Source organism: Thermomonas sp. LB-4 (assembly GCF_036409385.1).
Taxonomy (GTDB): Bacteria; Pseudomonadota; Gammaproteobacteria; order Xanthomonadales; family Xanthomonadaceae; genus Thermomonas.
In genome coordinates this window covers 140576-156767 of record NZ_JAXOFT010000002.1, presented here as the reverse complement: position 1 = coordinate 156767, position 16192 = coordinate 140576, and the positions used below count along the sequence as shown (strand labels likewise).

Here is a 16192-nt window from a genome sequence, read left to right as displayed (position 1 = left end):
GGCGGGGTTTTCGTTGCCACGGCAGCGCCGGGATCAGGCAGCGGTCTTCTTGACCGCCTTCTTCGCCACGCTCTTGCCAGCAGCCTTCTTCGCGACCGGCGCAGCGGCGGTGCCGGCGGCCTTGGTCACGGTCTTCAGTCGCGCGTTGCCGTAGCTGGCGTTGTAGCGCTTGCCCTTGGCGGTCTTGCGGTCGCCCTTGCCCATCGTGTTGCTCCTGGATCGATACGTGTCGGTGGATCGCGCCGCGCGCGAGAACCGGGGATTCTAGCACGCGCCCGGGATCGCGAGCGGCGACCGGGGGCGCCCTCGCCGCGGCTCAATGCGAATGCGCGCAAGTCGCGTCGTGGACATGGCCATGGGTCAGGCGCAGATTGGCCAGGTGGGCCAACCCCACCAGGGTGCCGCCGAAGGTCATCACCACCGCGTGCATCACCACCGAGTGATGCAGCGGCGGGTACAGGACCGCCAGCCACAGCGCTCCCAGGCCCGGCAGCAGCAGACCCAGCGCGCGCATCGCGCGATGGCGGCGGTAGCTCCAGGCCAGCACCGCCAGGCCGAACAGGCTGGCGAAAGTCACGAACGCCGCCTCGAAGCCGTCGTCCAGCCACAGCGCCACCCCCAGCGACGGCAGCAGTGCCACCGCCAGCGGGATCAGCGCGCAGTGGATGGCGCAGATCAGCGAACCGGTGGCACCGATCCGGTCCAGCAACAGGTGCAGGCGTGGGTTCATCGTGGCATGACGTCCGGCAGGGGAGGCTCCATTTGTTATGTTATAACATATTTACCATCTTCACATCTTCACACAATCCCATGGCCGGCACCTCTCCCACCCTGCCCCGCGCCGCACTTGCCGCTGCACTGGCATTGGCGCTGTCCCCCGCCGCCAACGCTGCCGACGCGCCCCAGCAGGCGCGGCATGACAGCATGCCCAAGGATCTTGCCGCGGTGGAAGTGCACGCCACGCCGCTGGCGGATACCGCGGAGAACCTGACCGCGCCGGTGGAAGTGCTGGCCGGCAGCAAGCTGGACGAAGCCAAGGCCGGCACGCTGGGCGAAACGGTGGCCGGCCTGCCGGGCGTGCAGACCTCCAACTTCGGTCCCGGCGTGGGCCGGCCGATCATCCGCGGCCTGGACGGCGCGCGCGTGCAGGTGTTGAGCGATGGGTTGGGCTCCGGCGACGTGTCCACGGTCAGCGTCGACCATGCGGTGAGCATCGAACCCTTCCTTGCCGAGCAGATCGAAGTGCTCAAGGGGCCGGCCACGTTGCTCTACGGCAGCGGCGCGATCGGCGGCGCGGTCAACGTGGTCGATGGCCGGATCCCGGTGGTCCGTCCTGATGCCCCGCTGTCCGGGCGCGCCGAACTCCGCCACGACGGCGTCAGCGACGGCACGACCGGCATGGTCCGCATCGACGGTGGCAGCGGCAGTTTCGCCTTCCATTTCGACGCCCTCCACCGCGAAGCCGGCGACTACCGCATCCCCGGTTTCGCCGAGAGCGCCGAGCACCGCGCCGAAACCGGCGAAACCCCGTCGCCGGACGACGCCGGCCGCCTCGACAACAGCGCCGTGCGCACCGACAGCGCCGCGCTCGGGCTCTCGTGGATCGGCGAGCGCGGCTTCCTGGGCGCAGCCTACAGCCTTTACAACACCCGCTACGGCATCCCCGGTGGCCACGCGCACGCGCCTGGCGCGGACGACCATGACGACCACGGGCACGACGACGACGCGCCCGGCGAGGACCACGGCCACGAGGAAGGCGGTCCGGTCCGGATCGGCATGGACCAGCGCCGCACCGAGCTCCGCGGCGGGCTGGACGACCTCGGTCCGTTCGCCTCGCTGCGGGTCAAGTACGCCGATACCGACTACACCCACACCGAATTCGAGGGCGATGCGATCGGCACCGTGTTCAACAACCGCGGCCGCGAGGCGCGGGTGGAACTGGTCCACCGGCCGCTAGCCGGCTGGAACGGCGCGTTCGGCCTGCAGGCCAGCCAGCGCGACTTCACCGCCGTCGGCGACGAGGCGTTCGTCCCCGGCACGGCATCCGACGACACCGGCCTGTTCTGGATCGGCAAGCGCGCGTTCGGGCCGCTGCAGCTGGACCTGGGCCTGCGCCACGACCGCAACCACGTCGACGTGGACGGCGCCGCATCGGCCGCGCCGGACCGCGATTTCAGCACCACCAGCCTGTCCGCGGGGCTGGGCTGGAACGTCAACGACGCGCTGCACTTCAACCTCGGACTGGATCGCGCGCAGCGCGCGCCGACCGCGGAAGAGCTGTATTCGTCCGGCCTGCACGTCGCCACCGGCAGCCATGAGCTGGGCGACACCGGGTTGGGCGTCGAAACCGCCAACCGCGCCGAACTGGGCATGCATCTGCACCATGGCCCGTTCGAGCTGCAGCTGTCCGGCTGGCACGCCCGCTACGACGACTTCGTCTATCTGGCCAACACCGACCTTGCCGTGGACGGCGCCCCGCTGCGCCTGTGGCGCCAGGACGACGCCCGCCTGACCGGCTTCGAGGCCAAGCTGGATTGGGACATCGTCGACAACGGCAGCGGCCTCTGGTCGCTGGGCGTGTTCGCGGACACGGTGCGCGGGCGGCGGGCGGCCCCTGCCGGCACCACCGTGGCGGTGCCGGTGGAGGTGCCGCACGGCGATCACAGCCACATCGAGCAGGCGCAGGTTGCCGCTGGCGGCAACCTGCCGCGGATCGCCCCCTCCCGCACCGGCGCCCGCCTGCGCTGGGAACGCGATGCCTGGCGCGCCAGCGTCGGCGCGGTGCGCCATGCCCGCCAGGACAAGGTGGCGGCGTTCGAGCGCCCCACGCCCGGCTATACCCTGGTCGATGCCCATCTGGCCTGGCACGTGGATACGGCCGGTGGGCGCGAGTGGGAGGTGTTCCTGGACGCCAGCAACCTCACTGACCGCGAGGCGCGCCCGCACACCTCGTTCCTGAAGGACGTGGTGCCGCTGCAGGGCCGCAACATCGCCCTCGGCGTGCGGATGTTCTTCTGAAGGATGCGCCTGCGCGTCGGCTGCGCGCCGGCGGCGACGTCAGCCGGCGTCTCCGTCCGCGCAGCGCGCGCACAGGCCGTGCACTTCCAGCGTCTGCGCCTGCGGTGCGAAACCCAGCGCACGCGCCGCCGCGTCCAGGGTCGCCACGATGCTGGCATCCTCCAGCTCGGTGGCGGAATGGCAGCGGTTGCAGATCAGGAACGGCACCGAATGCTGGGCGGCATTGGGGTGGTGGCAGGCCACGAAGGCGTTGATCGACTCCAGCTTGTGGATGAAGCCGTTGGCCAGCAGGAAATCCAGCGCGCGGTAGACGGTGGGCGGCGCCACGTTGGCGCCGTCGTCGCCGGCGCGGAACCGGTCCAGCAGGTCGTAGGCCTTGATCGGCTGCCCGGCCTGCGCGATCAGCGCCAGCACCCGTGCGCGCTGGGGGGTCAGGCGCAGCCCGCGTTCGCCGCAGGCGCGCTCCACCGCGGCCACGAAGGCGTCGGCGTCGTCGACATGATGGTGGGGATCGGTACACGCATGCGGATGGCCCATGCCCGGATGATGCGGGCTGGAATGCCGGAGCTCAAGCCACCGCGCGCCTGCCTACCCGCATGCCGCGCGCCCGCCCCCGTTCAGGCGATGCGGGCAAGGGCCGCGTCGATCCGCGCCAGCGCTTCCCCCCGCCCGCACAGGTAGACGGTCCAGCCGATGTCCGGGCTGACCTGGGTGCCGGTGATCGCCACCCGCATCGGCTGCGCGATCTTGCCCATGCCGATGCCCTGCGCCTCGGCGGTGGCCTTGAGCGCCTCGCCGATGGCTTCGGGCGTCCAGTCGGCCAGCGCGGCGATGCGCGCGCGCGCCTCCTCGAGCGCGCCGCGCGCTTCGGGCTTGAGGTGCTTGGCGACGGCGGCCTCGTCGTAGGTCGTGAGCGGCGCGAACCACACCGCCGACTTCTCCGCGATTTCCTTGAGGGTTTGCGCGCGCTCGCGCAGGGCGATGACGAGCTCGGCGGGCCTGGGGCCTTTCGCCAGGTCGTAACCGGCCTGCTCCAGGTGCCAGGCCAGGTGCTTCGCCACAGCCTCCGGAGCGTCCGACTTCAGGTACTGCTGGTTCAGCCAGCCCAGCTTGGCCGGATCCAGGCGCGACGCCTTCGCGTTCACGTCGGCCAGGTCGAACAGCGCCTGCATCTCCGCGATCGAGAAGACTTCCTGGTCGCCATGCGACCAGCCCAGGCGAACGAGATAGTTCAGCAACGCGTGCGGCAGGTAGCCGGCGTCGCGGTACTGCATCACGTCGGCCGCGCCGGTGCGCTTGGACAGCTTGGCACCGTGCTCGTCGAGGATCATCGGCAGGTGCGCGAAATGCGGCACCGGCGCGCCAAGGGCCTTGTAGATGTTGATCTGGCGCGGGGTGTTGTTGACGTGGTCGTCGCCGCGCACCACGTCGGTGATGCGCATGTCGATGTCGTCCACCACCACCGCGAAGTTGTAGGTGGCGTAGCCGTCGCTGCGGAAGATGACCAGATCGTCGAGTTCGGAATTCGCGATCTCGATGCGGCCCTTGACCTTGTCCTCCCAGGCCACCACGCCATCGGTGGGGTTCCTGAAGCGGATGACGCGGTTGGGGTCGTCGCGCCAGCCGGCGTTGGCGTCGCGATAGGCGCCGTTGTACCGCGGTTTCTCGCCCGCGGCCATCGCCGCCTCGCGCATCGCCTCCAGTTCTTCCTTCGACTCGTAGGCGTAATAGGCGTGACCGGAGGCGACCAGCTGTTCGGCGACTTCCTTGTATCGGTCGAGGCGATGGGTCTGGTAAATCGGGCCCTCGTCGTAGTCCAGACCCAGCCAGTCCATCGCCTGCAGGATGGCGTCGATGGCCGCCTGCGTGCTGCGCTCGCGGTCGGTGTCCTCGATGCGCAGGATGAACTGCCCGCCCTTGCGGCGCGCCTCCAGCCAGCAGTACAGCGCGGTGCGCGCGCCGCCGATGTGCAGATAGCCGGTGGGGGACGGGGCGAAGCGGGTGCGGACGGTCATGGGGACATCGGAAGCGGGGAAACGCGCATTTTACGCCGTCGGCCAGCCAACCCGCCTGCATGCGGAAACGGCGCGGTTCCCCGCGCCGTTTCCTTCCTGCCGCAGCCGCGTTGCTTACCAGCCGATGCCGTAGCCAACGCCGGCAGAGGATTCCCCGCCACTGAACGCGCCACCGACGGTGAACGCCGCCTTGTCGCCGATCGCGCGCTGGTAGCCGATCGACACCGCGGTCCTGCCGTTCTGCGCCCCCACGCCCACCGCCATGCGGTTCACGGTGCGGATTCCCGCCGCACTCGCCGTCATCTGCGCCATGGCCGTCTGCATGGCGCCACTGCGGTCGATGCGCCGGTCGGTCTGTGCGAAGCGGCGATCCGTCTGCTGCTGGAATTGCGTGAAGGAATCGTTCCACGCCGCGAACTTCTGGTCGGTGTACGCATTCGCCGCCTGCAATGTCGACGCCGCCTTGGTATCGGCATATCCCTTCGATGCAGTCAGCGTGGCCGCGTCACCGGCATCGGCATAGGCGCCCGCAGTAGTCAGCACCACGGCATCGCCCGCGTCCGCATACTGCTGCGCCGCATCCAACGTGGCCACATCGCCCGCATCCACATAGGCCATGTCCGTGCCGGTCGTCCCTGCCGGGCCTTGTGGGCCGGCGGGGCCCTGCGGACCGGCAGGACCTGCGGGGCCTTGCGGGCCAGCCGGCCCCTGCGAGCCGCCCACGCTTCCCGCCAATGCGGTCAGCTGCGAGTCCACCGCTGCGAACGCCGATGCGACATCGTGATAGTTGCTGCCCTGAATATTGAACGTCGGTGCGGTGAATACCCCGCCCACCCAGCTCGCGCCGCCGCCGAAAGCCGCCACAAGACCCGAGAAATCGGCGAAGCCGCCGGCCCCCGCGATCGCCGCATTCAACTGCCGGACGTTCACCGCATCCGTGTCCTGCGTGCCGTCCGCCAGGTGGATGATCTGGTGCTCGCCGCCGGCCTGGCCGACGGACACGGCGAAGTCGCGGTCGGCAATGGCCTCGTAGCCGATGGCGACGCCGCCGATGTTCAGCGCCTGCGCGTTGTAGCCGAGCACGCTGCTGTAGTCGGCCGAGGCGATGTTGCCGAAGCCGAGCGCCGTGGCTCCCTTGCCGGAAACGGAGCTGCCGACGCCGAACACGCTGCTGTAGTCGCCGGACGCGGCCACGCCTGCACCAACGGCCACCGCGCTTTCGGCACTGGTGTGCGCGGTCTCGCCCACGTCGATCGTCCCATTGGTGTTGGCGTCATACCATGCCGACACCGCCAGGCTGCCGAGCCCTTCGGCCTTGCCCTTCACGCCCAAGGCGCTGCTGCCGATCCCGTTGGCAACGTTCTCGTAGCCGAAGGCGCTGCTCGCATAGGCATTGGCGGCGTTGGAAAATCCGAACGCACTGCTCCTGGGCTGATAGGCGCTGTTGGAATAGCCGAACGCGCTGGCGAAATCGCCCGCGACGACATTGCCGAACCCGAACGCCGAACCGGCAATTCCGCTGGCGTTGTTGGTCACGCCGACCGCACTCGCATAGTCGCCGCCCGCGGTCACGCCGGCACCGACGGCCACCGCGCTGATGCCACCGGCCAGTGCGGTCTCGCCCGCGTCGACGGTGCCGTTGAGGTCGCCGTCGTACCAGGCAGACACCGCCAGGCTGCCATCGCCATTGGCCGCACCCCTGTAGCCGAGGGCGCTGCTGCTGACGCCAACGGCGACGTTGCGGTAGCCGAAGGCGCTGCTTGAGGCACCGAAGACCATATTGACGTAACCGAACGCGCTGCTGGACTGCCCGGCGGCCAAATTGCCGACACCGAACGCGCTGGCGTCGATAGCCCTGGCCGTATTGTTGAAGCCGAACGCATTGCTGCCGCTCGCACTGGCATTGTTCTGGAAACCGAACGCGCTCGAGGCGGAGGCACCGCAGGTCGTGTTGTTCGCGGGCGTGGTGCCGTCGGCATAGGTTCCGTTCTCGGAGCCCTGGTCAGTGCTGCCCCCCACCGGGTTCCCATTGCTGTCCACGCAGGACTGGTCCGCGGCCAGCGCCGGCATTGCGATGGCACCCAGCAACGCAAGGGCCAGCAGGGAAATGGCCGGGTTGCGGCGGCGGGAGGGACTTTTCTGCAAGGACATGGCGAACTCCGTGGACTGTGGGTCATGGCCGCGCGGGATGCGAGCCGGTTCGCCTAGTTCGCAAAACGGCGAAGAATGCGGACGTTCCCGCATCGCCATGTCTTCCAGAGCCTTGCCGGTGGCGCCACATGCCGGCTTGCTCTACCGTCCCCTCTCATATCCCGATGGGCATGCCATATGCCCGCCCCCCAGGCGAGGAGCGCCATGGCTGCACCCCCGGATTGGAACGAGATCGAATCCCTGTTCGACGCCGCGTGGGAGTTGCCAGCGGGCGAGCGTGGCGAATGGCTGCGCGTGCACTGCGCGGACGAGCCGACACGGCGCGAGGTGGAGCGCCTGCTGGCCGCCGCGGATGCCAGCACCGGGTTCCTTGAGGGCGCCGCCGAGGCGGCGTCCGCGCTGCCGGCGCTGGGCCCGGGCGACATCGCCGGCGCGTGGCGGGTGGTGCGTCCGCTCGGTCGCGGCGGCATGGGCGAAGTGCATGAAGTCGAACGCGCCGACGGCGAATACCGCCAGCGCGCCGCGCTCAAGCGCATCGCCCACGCGCGCGAGGGCGACTGGCAGCGCTTCCGCAACGAGCGCCGCATCCTGGCGATGCTGGAGCATCCCGGCATCGCCCGCATGATCGACGGCGGCCTGTTGCCCGACGGCCAGCCTTACATGGTGATGGAGTACGTGGACGGGCTGCCGATCGACCGCTGGTGCCGGCAGCGCCGGGCAGCGCCGCGCGAACGCATCCGGCTGGTGCTGCAAGCCTGCGAGGCGGTCGCCCATGCCCATGCGCGGTTGGTCGTGCACCGCGACATCAAGCCGTCCAACCTGCTGGTGGACGCGGATGGCCGGGTGCGGCTGATCGATTTCGGCGTGGCCGACCTGTCCGGCGCGGGCGGCGAGGCGCATGCCCGCGTGCCGCTGTCGCCGGGCTATGCCGCACCCGAGCAGTTGGACGAACAGGGCGAAGTGGGCGTGGCCGCCGACATCCATGCGATGGCGGCGGTGTTGCACGCGCTGCTGTGTGGGCACCCGCCGCACGGACAGGACGACCCGCCCACCGCACTGCTGCTGGCGCGCGGCCTGCGACAAGAGCCGCCGCGCCTGCGCGACGACTCCGCCGCATGCGCGGCGCTGCGCGGCGACAAGGCGCTGCTGCATGACCTGGATGCCGTGCTGGCGGTGGCGCTGCGACGCGACCCGGCGCAGCGGCAGCGCAGCATGGATGCCTTCGCGGACGAGCTGGCGCGCGCGCTGGACGGCCGCCCGGTGCAGGCGCGCGCGGGCGAACCGCGCTACCGGCTGGGCCGCTTCCTGCATGCGCAGCGTTGGGCGGTGGCCGGCGTGGCGGCGGTGATCGCGGCGCTCGCGATCGGGCTGGGCGCATCGCTGTGGCAGGCGCACCAGGCGGCCTTGCAGCGCGACCAGGCCCTGCGTGAAAAGGCGCGGCTGGAGGCGGTGCAGCAAGCGGTGTTCCTGATGTTCCGCAATGCCGGCGAAATGCAGGGTGCCGACGCCACCGCCGGCGAGGTGCTGCGCCACACCGCGCAGCGCGTGGTGGACCGGTTCGCGCGCGACCCCTCGCAGGGCGAGGTGCTGCACACGCTGGGCGAGCTGTATTTCCTGCTCAACGACTACGCCGCGGCGGAACCGCTGTTGCAACGCCTGGCCGCTGCCGATCCCGGCCGGCTGGATCCCGCCCTGCTGGCCATCAGTCGCCACGACCTGGCCCAGGTCGTGCTGCGCAATGGCGACCTCGACCGCGCCGCGACGCTGCTGGCGCAGGCGCAGGCGTTCTGGCAGACCGATCCCAAGCGCTGGCGCTCGCGGCTGGTGGAAAGCCGCTTGCTGGAGGCGCAGGTGCTGAAGGCGCATGGCAAAGCCGACGATGCCGTGGCACTGCTGCGACAGGGATTGGAGGAACGCATCGCCCTGAACGGCCCCGACGACCACGAAACCGGCGTGTTCCAGAACAACCTGGGCGTCGCGCTGTTCGGCCTGGGCCATGGCGACGAAGCGCGCGAAGCGTTCCGGGCCGCCGCCGCGATCTGGCGTAAGACCGGCCTGGAAGAAACGCCGGACGCACTCAACACGCTCAACAACTGGGGCGCGATGGAACTTGCCGGCGGTCGCGCGGGCGAGGCCGAGCCGTTGTTGCGGCAGGCCCTGGCATTGCGCCGCCGCTTGTACGGGCCGTCCGCGGCGACCGCCGCGTTGCTCAACAACTACGGCAAGCTGCTGTTGCTGTCGGGGCGCGCCGCCGAATCGCTGCCGGTGTTGTCCGAAGCCGCCACCATGGGCGCGCGCTTCGCCGGGGTGGGCAGCATGCACCACGTCGCCGCGCTCAGCGGCGTGGCCGAGGCGCAGCTGCAGGCCGGCGATGCGACGCGCGCGGAAGCCACCGCACGCGAGGCGCTTGCCGCCGCCGACGCGCGCTTGGGCAAGCGCCATCCGGGCACGGCCTCGCCGCGACTGGCGCTGGCCCGCGTGCATGCGGCGCGTGGCGAGACCCGAGCTGCGCTGGCGCTGCTGGACGAAGTGGACACCATCGCCGCCGCGGCCGGCCCCATCGGCCAGCGCATCGCCGCGCAGAGCGCGCAGGTCCGCGGCAGCCTCAGTCCAGCTGCGCTTCCAGCCGTTGGTACAGCCACGCCCGTGCCTTGATCCAGTCGCGCCGTACGGTGCGGTCGGTGATGTCCAGGATGCGGGCGGTTTCGCGCTCGGAATAGCCGCCGAAGAAGCGGCACTCCACCATCTGCGCCAGCCGCGGGTTGAGCGCGGCCAGTTCGCGCAGCGCTTCGTCCAGCTCGACCAGTTGCTCGTCGCTGGTCCAGAACGGCTCCACGCCCGGATGGTCGTCGAGCGAATCGACGCGCCCGCCGCCACGCTTCTCCGCCAGTCGCCGGCGCGCGTGGTCCACCAATGCCTGCCGCATCGCCAGCGCCGCCGCATGCAGGAAATGCCGCTCATCTTCCCAGCCACCGCCGCGGTGCAGGCGCAGGAAGGCCTCGTTGACCAACGCGGTGGTGCGCAGGGTCTCGCCCGCGGACACGCGCCTGCGCTCGCGGCGCGCGCGCCGACGCAGGTCGTCGAGCAACAGCGGCGCCAACTCCTGCGCGGTCGCCGCCAACCGGCATGCGGAGGCGTCGGAGGTATCGGAAGCGTCGGTGCTGTCCAGGCTGTCGGTCATGCCGTGCGAACCGATCCGAGAGGCAAGGCCGCACCATACCATCGCCGTGACAGCGGGCTTGGCTGTCCGGTTTCGTTGCCGCATCGCGTATCCATCGCGATCCCCGCTCCGTCCCGCAAGAAGATGCCGATATCCATTCCGAATCCTTCCATGCTGCTGTCGTCGATGGCCGCCTGCTGCATCACACTGGCCGCCTGCGTGCCCTCGACCGCCGTGGCACCGCAGACCGAGGCCCGTCCGCAGGCCACCGCTGCCGCGCAGAGCCAATCCGTGCCCATCGCCGCGCCTATTACCGATCCCATCACCAACCCAATCACCGATCCCGGCGCAGGCCCGGACGCTGCGACCGTCGAATCGTCGCCCGATCGCTACCACGGCAACTGGCGCGTGGTCGCCGCGGACGATCTGAACGACGCCGCGCTGATGATGGTCTCCATCCAGAGCAGCGCCGGCGAAGCGCAAGGCAGCGGTGACTACGTGCTGTTGCAGCCGTTCTGCGATGCACTGGCGGACGCACCGATCACCGGCACGTCGGAGTGCGAAGCGATCGGCCTGGGCGCCGCCTTCGACCGCGTCACGGCCGGGCCGGAGCGCATCGTGCTGGCCTTCCACCCAACCGCCGACGGCGCGGAGCACCGACTGGAACTGCACCGCGACGGCGCGAAGCTGGTGGGCGACTACGTGGCCGAGGCCAACGGCGTGCGCCGCGCAGTGGCTGCGGAGCGCACGCCGGACGACCGGCCTTGAGTCGCGGCGCCTACTGCTACTTCCTGCGGTAGCTGACCGGCGTCTCGATGCGGCAGGTCTTCATGCCGGGGATGGACACGATCACCAGCGCCTTGCCGTCGATGCGCTCCGGCGCCGCGACGCGCATCTCGTAGCGGAACACCATCGCGGTCTTGCCGTTGGGCGGCTTCAGCGCGGCGGCATACGCGTTCGGCGCGGTCTTCACCCAGGTCATCCGCGGATTGTCGATGAGCTGGCGGCCGTTGAACGGCTTGCTGAAGGCGATATTGCCGCCGGCCATCGCCGGCATCTGTCGCGCCACCGCCGAGGCCACGCCGGGCAGGCAATCGTGCGCCTTCGGCGTGCCGGTGGTCACCGCCCAGCGACCGTCGCGGGGCTGGATGTCGCCGTCCAGCGACGGCGGGAACAGGGCGATCTCCGGCTGCCCGACGCCGCCGAACGCGCGATGCAGCTCGCCCAGCTGGCGGCGGGTGTCCACGTAGTAGGTCCACTCGCCGTTCTTGTCGCGCGGGAACACCAGGATGGGGTCCTTCGCGCCCTTGGGGTTGCCGATGCCGGGCAGCACCACCTCGACATCGTCCAGGGTGACGTCGGCCAGGTGGCCCCTGCATCCCTGGCCTTGCACGCAGTACGCCATCAGCAGCTTCTCGCCGCGGTTGAGCTGGCCCTGCGGTTCCTGCGCGACGGCCGGCAAGGCGGCCAGCATCGCCAGCAGCATGCCGGCGCATGGGGTCTTCATGTGCGTTTTCATCGAGGTCTCCATGTGGTCAGAATCCGCCCGGGGCGCCGCGCCCGTAGGCACCCATCAGCGCGCTCATGTCCTTGTAGCCGGCACCGGAAAACGTCTGCTGCTTGCGCATCACGTAGCTCAGTTCGAACGTGGCGCCGTCGCCTTCCATCCGCGTGACCAGCTTCTGCACCCCGGCCTTCGGCAACGGCACGATGCCGACGCCCATGTACGACACCGAGTAGAAATCCACCTCGAAATCGGGGTTGGCCAGCCAGACCTTCAACGGCTTGCCGCTGTTCGGATCGACGCCCGCGTATTCCACGGAGCGATAGGGTTTGTTCGACAGGCCGCGGCCGATGTCGCGCACCTTGCCGGTCGGCTTGAAGGTGGTCTCGAACCAGTCGCCGCCCTCGAGCGCGTCGAAGTCGCGCCCCAGCCCGCCGCCTTCCTTGTGCAACGTCATCGCCACACGGCCCATTTCGCTGCTGGTGGTATAGGCGTAGAGGTTCCCGGTGTTGGTGATCACCTGGAAATCCAGCGACGCTTCGTCGGACGCGGCCGATGCCTGCGCCATGCTTTCGATGGCGCCGCGATCCATGCCGATATGGCCCTGGCGGGAGTTCAGCAGGTAGTAGGACTGCACCATTCCCGTCCCCGGCACCAGGGCCTGGTAGCCAAGAACCATGTCGAACGAAAAATTGGTATTGATGCCCGGCGCGGGATGCTTGCCGGCCTTGCTGCCGAGCCGGCGCCGGCGCTCGGCCGCGTCGGGCTTGTTGTCGTCGGCAAACGGATCCAGCAGTTCATCCTTGGGCGTGCCCTTCGATTTGACCGGCAGCAGGTCGTCCTTGCCCGCGCCCTTGGGCTCGACCGGCAGCAGGTCGTCCGCGCCCGCCCCCTTGGGCTTGACCGGCAACAGGTCGCTGTCCGCATCGGTGAGGCGGTCCACCTTCGCCTTGGGCGGGTCCTGGAGCCGTGGCACCTGGAGCATGCCGTAGGCGGCGGCGCCGCCGGCTACCAGCAGTCCAGTGAGCAGCGCGAATCGCATCGTTGTCATCAGCAGGCTCCAGAGAGGGGATGCGTTGGTTACGCAGTCCGCACGGCGAATGCGGACATCGCCGCCCGATGTCCACATTCGTGCCGGATCTGCGTACGTGATCCCGAGCCGGGGCCTGTGCCTCCTGCGCCGTCCATTCCCCTTGGAGCCGAACCATGAAGAAACCCCTCGTCACCGGCCTGCTGGCTGCCGCCACGCTGGCCGCCGCCGGCCTGCATGCCGCCGGGCAGCAGCCACCGAAGACCATGCTGGTGCTGGATGCCTCGGGCTCGATGTGGGGCCAGATCGACGGCAAGCCGAAGATCGCCATCGCCCGCGAAGCGGTGGGCGAGATGCTGGACGGCTGGAAAGGCGGCGACCTGGGCCTGATGGCCTACGGCCACCGCCGCAAGGGCGACTGCGGCGACATCGAGGTGTTGCAGCCCATCGGCCCGAACACCGCGGCCGGCATCCGTCGCCAGGTCAACGCGCTGAATCCCAAGGGCATGACCCCGATCACCGAGGCGGTACGGATGGCGGCCAACCAGCTGCGCTACACCGAACAGAAAGCGACCGTGATCCTGGTCAGCGATGGCGAGGAAACCTGCAACGCCGATCCCTGCGCGCTGGGCAAGGAACTGGAAGCGGCGGGCGTGGACTTCACCGCGCACGTGATCGGCTTCGACATCCAGAAAGGCAGCAAGGCGGATCGCCAACTGCAATGCCTGGCCGCCAACACCGGCGGGCGCTACGTCCATGCGCGCAACGCGGCGGAACTCGACAGGGCCCTGGGTGACGTGGCCAGCACCACCCCCGCAAAGCCCGCCGTGGTGGCGGATGGCAGGCCGGCCAAGGGCTGCCGGCTCTACGACCGCGACAACTACCAGGGCGAAAGCGTGCTGCTGGGCGCGCACGGCTACGACAACGAGATGCCGCCGGGTTGGGACAACCGCGTGCGCTCCCTGAAATGCAGCATGGAGTCGGGCCTGTACCTCTACAACGACAAGGATCGCGAGGGCGACTACCTCATGATCGACAACGGCGCCGAAATGACTGGCCTGGGTGCGGTGGCCAGCTCCTACATCTATTTCGGAGACACGTTGACGGAAGAAGAGGCGGCTGGCGAACAGCCCCAGGCGAGCGTGGCACCACGCCGGCAGCCCCGAACCACCGTGGTCGATGAAAAAGTCCGCCGGCAGGGCCAGCGCCAGCAGCAGCGAACCGAAGACGCGGTGGATCGCGCCACTGATCGTGCCGTCGACAAGGCCACCGACAAGGTGCTGAACAAGCTCTTTGGCGGCTGAGCCAGGTGGCGGCCATACGCAGGATTCCGTTCCGCCTTTTCCCCGGCTGATTGCGGCAGGACGCAGCGTCCTGGGCCGCCGTGCATGCCAAGCCGTATCCCAAACCTGTATCGAGGACTCCGTACGATGAAAACGCGTTTCGTCATCGGCCTGCTGGCCGCTGCCACGTTGACCACTGCCGGCCTGCATGCCGCCGGGCAGCAGCCACCGAAGACCATGCTGGTGCTGGATGCCTCGGGCTCGATGTGGGGCCAGATCGACGGCAAGCCGAAGATCGCCATCGCCCGCGAAGCGGTGGGCGAGATGCTGGACGGCTGGAAAGGCGGCGACCTGGGCCTGATGGCCTACGGCCACCGCCGCAAGGGCGACTGCGGCGACATCGAGGTGTTGCAGCCCATCGGCCCGAACACCGCGGCCGGCATCCGTCGCCAGGTCAACGCGCTGAATCCCAAGGGCATGACCCCGATCACCGAGGCGGTACGGATGGCGGCCAACCAGCTGCGCTACACCGAACAGAAAGCGACCGTGATCCTGGTCAGCGATGGCGAGGAAACCTGCAACGCCGATCCCTGCGCGCTGGGCAAGGAACTGGAAGCGGCGGGCGTGGACTTCACCGCGCACGTGATCGGCTTCGACATCCAGAAAGGCAGCAAGGCGGATCGCCAACTGCAATGCCTGGCCGCCAACACCGGCGGGCGCTACGTCCATGCGCGCAACGCGGCGGAACTCGACAAGGCGTTGGGCGACGTGGCCGCCGCGCCGGCCGCACCGAAGCCGAAGGTGAAGTCCGCGCAGGAATGGCTGCCGGGCTATTCGCTGACCTGGGTGCCCGGCTCGCAGCTGGAAGGCGTGGAAGACGGCGGCGGCACGCGGTCAATGGACTTCCGCACCGACCAGAGCGCGAAGGATTGCCAGGCCGTCTGCTATGCCGACGGGCGGTGCGCCGCCTGGCATTACGAACCCGCGGGCAGCTACTTCATCGACCATCCGCGCTGCGTACTGAAAGGCAAGAGCGCACCGTTGCGGCTGGAAAAGCAAGACGACGGCTGGGTGGCCGGAGTCAAGCCCGGCGTGGAGATCATCCATGCCAACCCGGCCGAATGACGCATCGCCGTTTCCCCATTTCCGACTTCACAGGAGTTTCCCCATGACCCGCCATCGTCCCCTGCTGCTTGCCGCTTCCCTGCCCCTGATCCTGCTTGCCGGTTGCAAGCAGGACGCCGCACCCGCCGCGGGCAACGCCGCCTCCGGCATGCAGGCCGCCATCGAACAGGCCGCGGGCGATGCCGCCGATGCCGGTGCCTTGCCCGGTGGCGACGCACCGCTGCAACCGGGTCAGAGCGTGCAAGGCATGATCGAAGCCGACGTCGGCAAGGGCACCCAGCGCTTCCGCTCGCTGTCCACCAAGGTGGCGGACGACATCGCCGAGCAACTGGACGACAAGCTGGCCACGCGCAAAGGCAGCCAGGCCCTCGAAGACGCCAACCGCAAGCTGGAGAAGCTGGGCACCGGCATGAAGGTGGATGCCGGCGACGTGCGCGACGTGGTGGGCAGCATGGCCGGCAAGACCTTCCACGAGGCCGTCGTCCAGAAGATCGACATCATCCACGTGCTCCAGGTGAACCTGAACGGCAAGGCCGGCGACGGTAGCCAGGTGGAACTCAGCATGCGCTTCGACGACAAGACGTTGGCGCTGGACAGCGCCAGCCTGAACTACCGCCCCAACAGCAAGGCGGTCTTCGATGTCTACAGCAGCAAGACCGTGCAGGTGACTATCGAGCGCTTCGAGCGCACGGCGGACGACACCTACGCCATTGCCGGCACTTTCTCGGCGAAGGATCTGGCGGCATCGTCGATGGCGAAGAAACTGGACAGCAAGATGCTGCCCTCGGCCAGCGGGCGCTTCGACTATGCGTCGTTGCCGTTGAAGGCGATGCCGAAGTTCGGTCGATAAGCCCGGGGGCAGGCACGGCAAACCCTGTTGACGAGAAACGGCGCGGTCATCCGCGC

Annotated in this window: 14 protein-coding genes; 6 read left to right on the top strand and 8 right to left on the bottom strand. The window is 69.3% G+C overall.

The features are described 5' to 3' along the window. Positions 1-33: 33 nt before the first annotated feature. Together SPK54_RS02485 and SPK54_RS02480 are read right to left on the bottom strand one after the other, a co-directional pair. Positions 34-204 carry a 30S ribosomal protein THX gene (locus SPK54_RS02485; RefSeq protein WP_330946348.1) on the bottom strand — a complete coding sequence of 57 codons (171 nt, stop codon included), beginning with the start codon at positions 202-204 and terminating at the stop codon, positions 34-36. A 112-nt stretch (positions 205-316) separates the two neighbouring features. After that, positions 317-730 carry a MerC domain-containing protein gene (locus tag SPK54_RS02480; RefSeq protein ID WP_330946347.1) on the bottom strand — a complete coding sequence of 138 codons (414 nt, stop codon included), beginning with the start codon at positions 728-730 and terminating at the stop codon, positions 317-319. An 80-nt stretch (positions 731-810) separates the two neighbouring features. Between SPK54_RS02480 and SPK54_RS02475 the strand changes: the two genes are divergently transcribed. Further along, positions 811-3018: a TonB-dependent receptor gene (locus SPK54_RS02475; RefSeq protein ID WP_330946346.1), complete on the top strand. Its 2208-nt coding sequence runs from the start codon at positions 811-813 to the stop codon at positions 3016-3018. A 39-nt stretch (positions 3019-3057) separates the two neighbouring features. Here SPK54_RS02475 and SPK54_RS02470 read toward each other — a convergent pair whose 3' ends face one another. From SPK54_RS02470 to SPK54_RS02460, 3 genes are all read right to left on the bottom strand, one after another. After that, a complete protein-coding gene (locus SPK54_RS02470) occupies positions 3058-3555 on the bottom strand; it encodes a transcriptional repressor (protein ID WP_330946345.1) in 498 nt (165 codons plus the stop codon). Between the two features lie 80 nt (positions 3556-3635). Beyond that, positions 3636-5033, bottom strand: coding sequence for a glutamate--tRNA ligase (gltX, locus tag SPK54_RS02465; protein WP_330946344.1), 1398 nt, complete (start codon positions 5031-5033; stop codon positions 3636-3638). A gap of 114 nt (positions 5034-5147) precedes the next feature. Next, positions 5148-7184: a hypothetical protein gene (locus SPK54_RS02460; protein WP_330946343.1), complete on the bottom strand. Its 2037-nt coding sequence runs from the start codon at positions 7182-7184 to the stop codon at positions 5148-5150. Between the two features lie 204 nt (positions 7185-7388). Here SPK54_RS02460 and SPK54_RS02455 point away from each other — a divergent pair, with 204 nt between their 5' ends. Continuing rightward, positions 7389-9839: a serine/threonine-protein kinase gene (locus SPK54_RS02455; RefSeq protein WP_330946342.1), complete on the top strand. Its 2451-nt coding sequence runs from the start codon at positions 7389-7391 to the stop codon at positions 9837-9839. Here the strand turns inward: SPK54_RS02455 and SPK54_RS02450 are convergent. Next, the gene (locus SPK54_RS02450) at positions 9790-10365 is read right to left on the bottom strand and encodes an ECF-type sigma factor (RefSeq protein ID WP_330946341.1); all 576 of its coding nucleotides are present in this window, start codon (positions 10363-10365) and stop codon (positions 9790-9792) included. The two genes, SPK54_RS02455 and SPK54_RS02450, sit on opposite strands and share 50 nt — an antisense overlap. Positions 10366-10515: 150 nt before the next feature. Between SPK54_RS02450 and SPK54_RS02445 the strand changes: the two genes are divergently transcribed. Further along, the gene (locus SPK54_RS02445) at positions 10516-11112 is read left to right on the top strand and encodes a hypothetical protein (RefSeq protein ID WP_330946340.1); all 597 of its coding nucleotides are present in this window, start codon (positions 10516-10518) and stop codon (positions 11110-11112) included. A gap of 16 nt (positions 11113-11128) precedes the next feature. Here the strand turns inward: SPK54_RS02445 and SPK54_RS02440 are convergent, their stop codons facing one another. Further along, positions 11129-11863: a hypothetical protein gene (locus SPK54_RS02440; RefSeq protein WP_330946339.1), complete on the bottom strand. Its 735-nt coding sequence runs from the start codon at positions 11861-11863 to the stop codon at positions 11129-11131. Positions 11864-11879: 16 nt separating this feature from the next. Next, positions 11880-12899, bottom strand: a complete 1020-nt coding sequence (locus SPK54_RS02435; RefSeq protein ID WP_330946338.1) for a hypothetical protein — start codon at positions 12897-12899, stop codon at positions 11880-11882. A 155-nt stretch (positions 12900-13054) separates the two neighbouring features. Here SPK54_RS02435 and SPK54_RS02430 point away from each other — a divergent pair, with 155 nt between their 5' ends. The 3 genes from SPK54_RS02430 (at position 13055) to SPK54_RS02420 (ending at position 16136) form a co-directional block, all read left to right on the top strand. Continuing rightward, the gene (locus SPK54_RS02430; protein ID WP_330946337.1) at positions 13055-14182 is read left to right on the top strand and encodes a VWA domain-containing protein; all 1128 of its coding nucleotides are present in this window, start codon (positions 13055-13057) and stop codon (positions 14180-14182) included. Positions 14183-14308: 126 nt separating this feature from the next. After that, a complete protein-coding gene (locus tag SPK54_RS02425; protein ID WP_330946336.1) occupies positions 14309-15286 on the top strand; it encodes a VWA domain-containing protein in 978 nt (325 codons plus the stop codon). Between the two features lie 43 nt (positions 15287-15329). Further along, on the top strand, positions 15330-16136 hold the full coding sequence (locus SPK54_RS02420; RefSeq protein ID WP_330946335.1) for a hypothetical protein: 807 nt from the start codon (positions 15330-15332) through the stop codon (positions 16134-16136). The last annotated feature ends 56 nt before the right edge of the window (positions 16137-16192 follow it).

Coding starts and splice junctions, on each gene's coding strand:
- SPK54_RS02485 (WP_330946348.1), bottom strand. CDS start 204: ATGGGCAAGGGCGACCGCAAGACCGCCAAGGGCAAGCGCTACAACGCC.
- SPK54_RS02480 (WP_330946347.1), bottom strand. CDS start 730: ATGAACCCACGCCTGCACCTGTTGCTGGACCGGATCGGTGCCACCGGT.
- SPK54_RS02475 (WP_330946346.1), top strand. CDS start 811: ATGGCCGGCACCTCTCCCACCCTGCCCCGCGCCGCACTTGCCGCTGCA.
- SPK54_RS02470 (WP_330946345.1), bottom strand. CDS start 3,555: ATGGGCCATCCGCATGCGTGTACCGATCCCCACCATCATGTCGACGAC.
- gltX (WP_330946344.1), bottom strand. CDS start 5,033: ATGACCGTCCGCACCCGCTTCGCCCCGTCCCCCACCGGCTATCTGCAC.
- SPK54_RS02460 (WP_330946343.1), bottom strand. CDS start 7,184: ATGTCCTTGCAGAAAAGTCCCTCCCGCCGCCGCAACCCGGCCATTTCC.
- SPK54_RS02455 (WP_330946342.1), top strand. CDS start 7,389: ATGGCTGCACCCCCGGATTGGAACGAGATCGAATCCCTGTTCGACGCC.
- SPK54_RS02450 (WP_330946341.1), bottom strand. CDS start 10,365: ATGACCGACAGCCTGGACAGCACCGACGCTTCCGATACCTCCGACGCC.
- SPK54_RS02445 (WP_330946340.1), top strand. CDS start 10,516: ATGCTGCTGTCGTCGATGGCCGCCTGCTGCATCACACTGGCCGCCTGC.
- SPK54_RS02440 (WP_330946339.1), bottom strand. CDS start 11,863: ATGAAAACGCACATGAAGACCCCATGCGCCGGCATGCTGCTGGCGATG.
- SPK54_RS02435 (WP_330946338.1), bottom strand. CDS start 12,899: ATGACAACGATGCGATTCGCGCTGCTCACTGGACTGCTGGTAGCCGGC.
- SPK54_RS02430 (WP_330946337.1), top strand. CDS start 13,055: ATGAAGAAACCCCTCGTCACCGGCCTGCTGGCTGCCGCCACGCTGGCC.
- SPK54_RS02425 (WP_330946336.1), top strand. CDS start 14,309: ATGAAAACGCGTTTCGTCATCGGCCTGCTGGCCGCTGCCACGTTGACC.
- SPK54_RS02420 (WP_330946335.1), top strand. CDS start 15,330: ATGACCCGCCATCGTCCCCTGCTGCTTGCCGCTTCCCTGCCCCTGATC.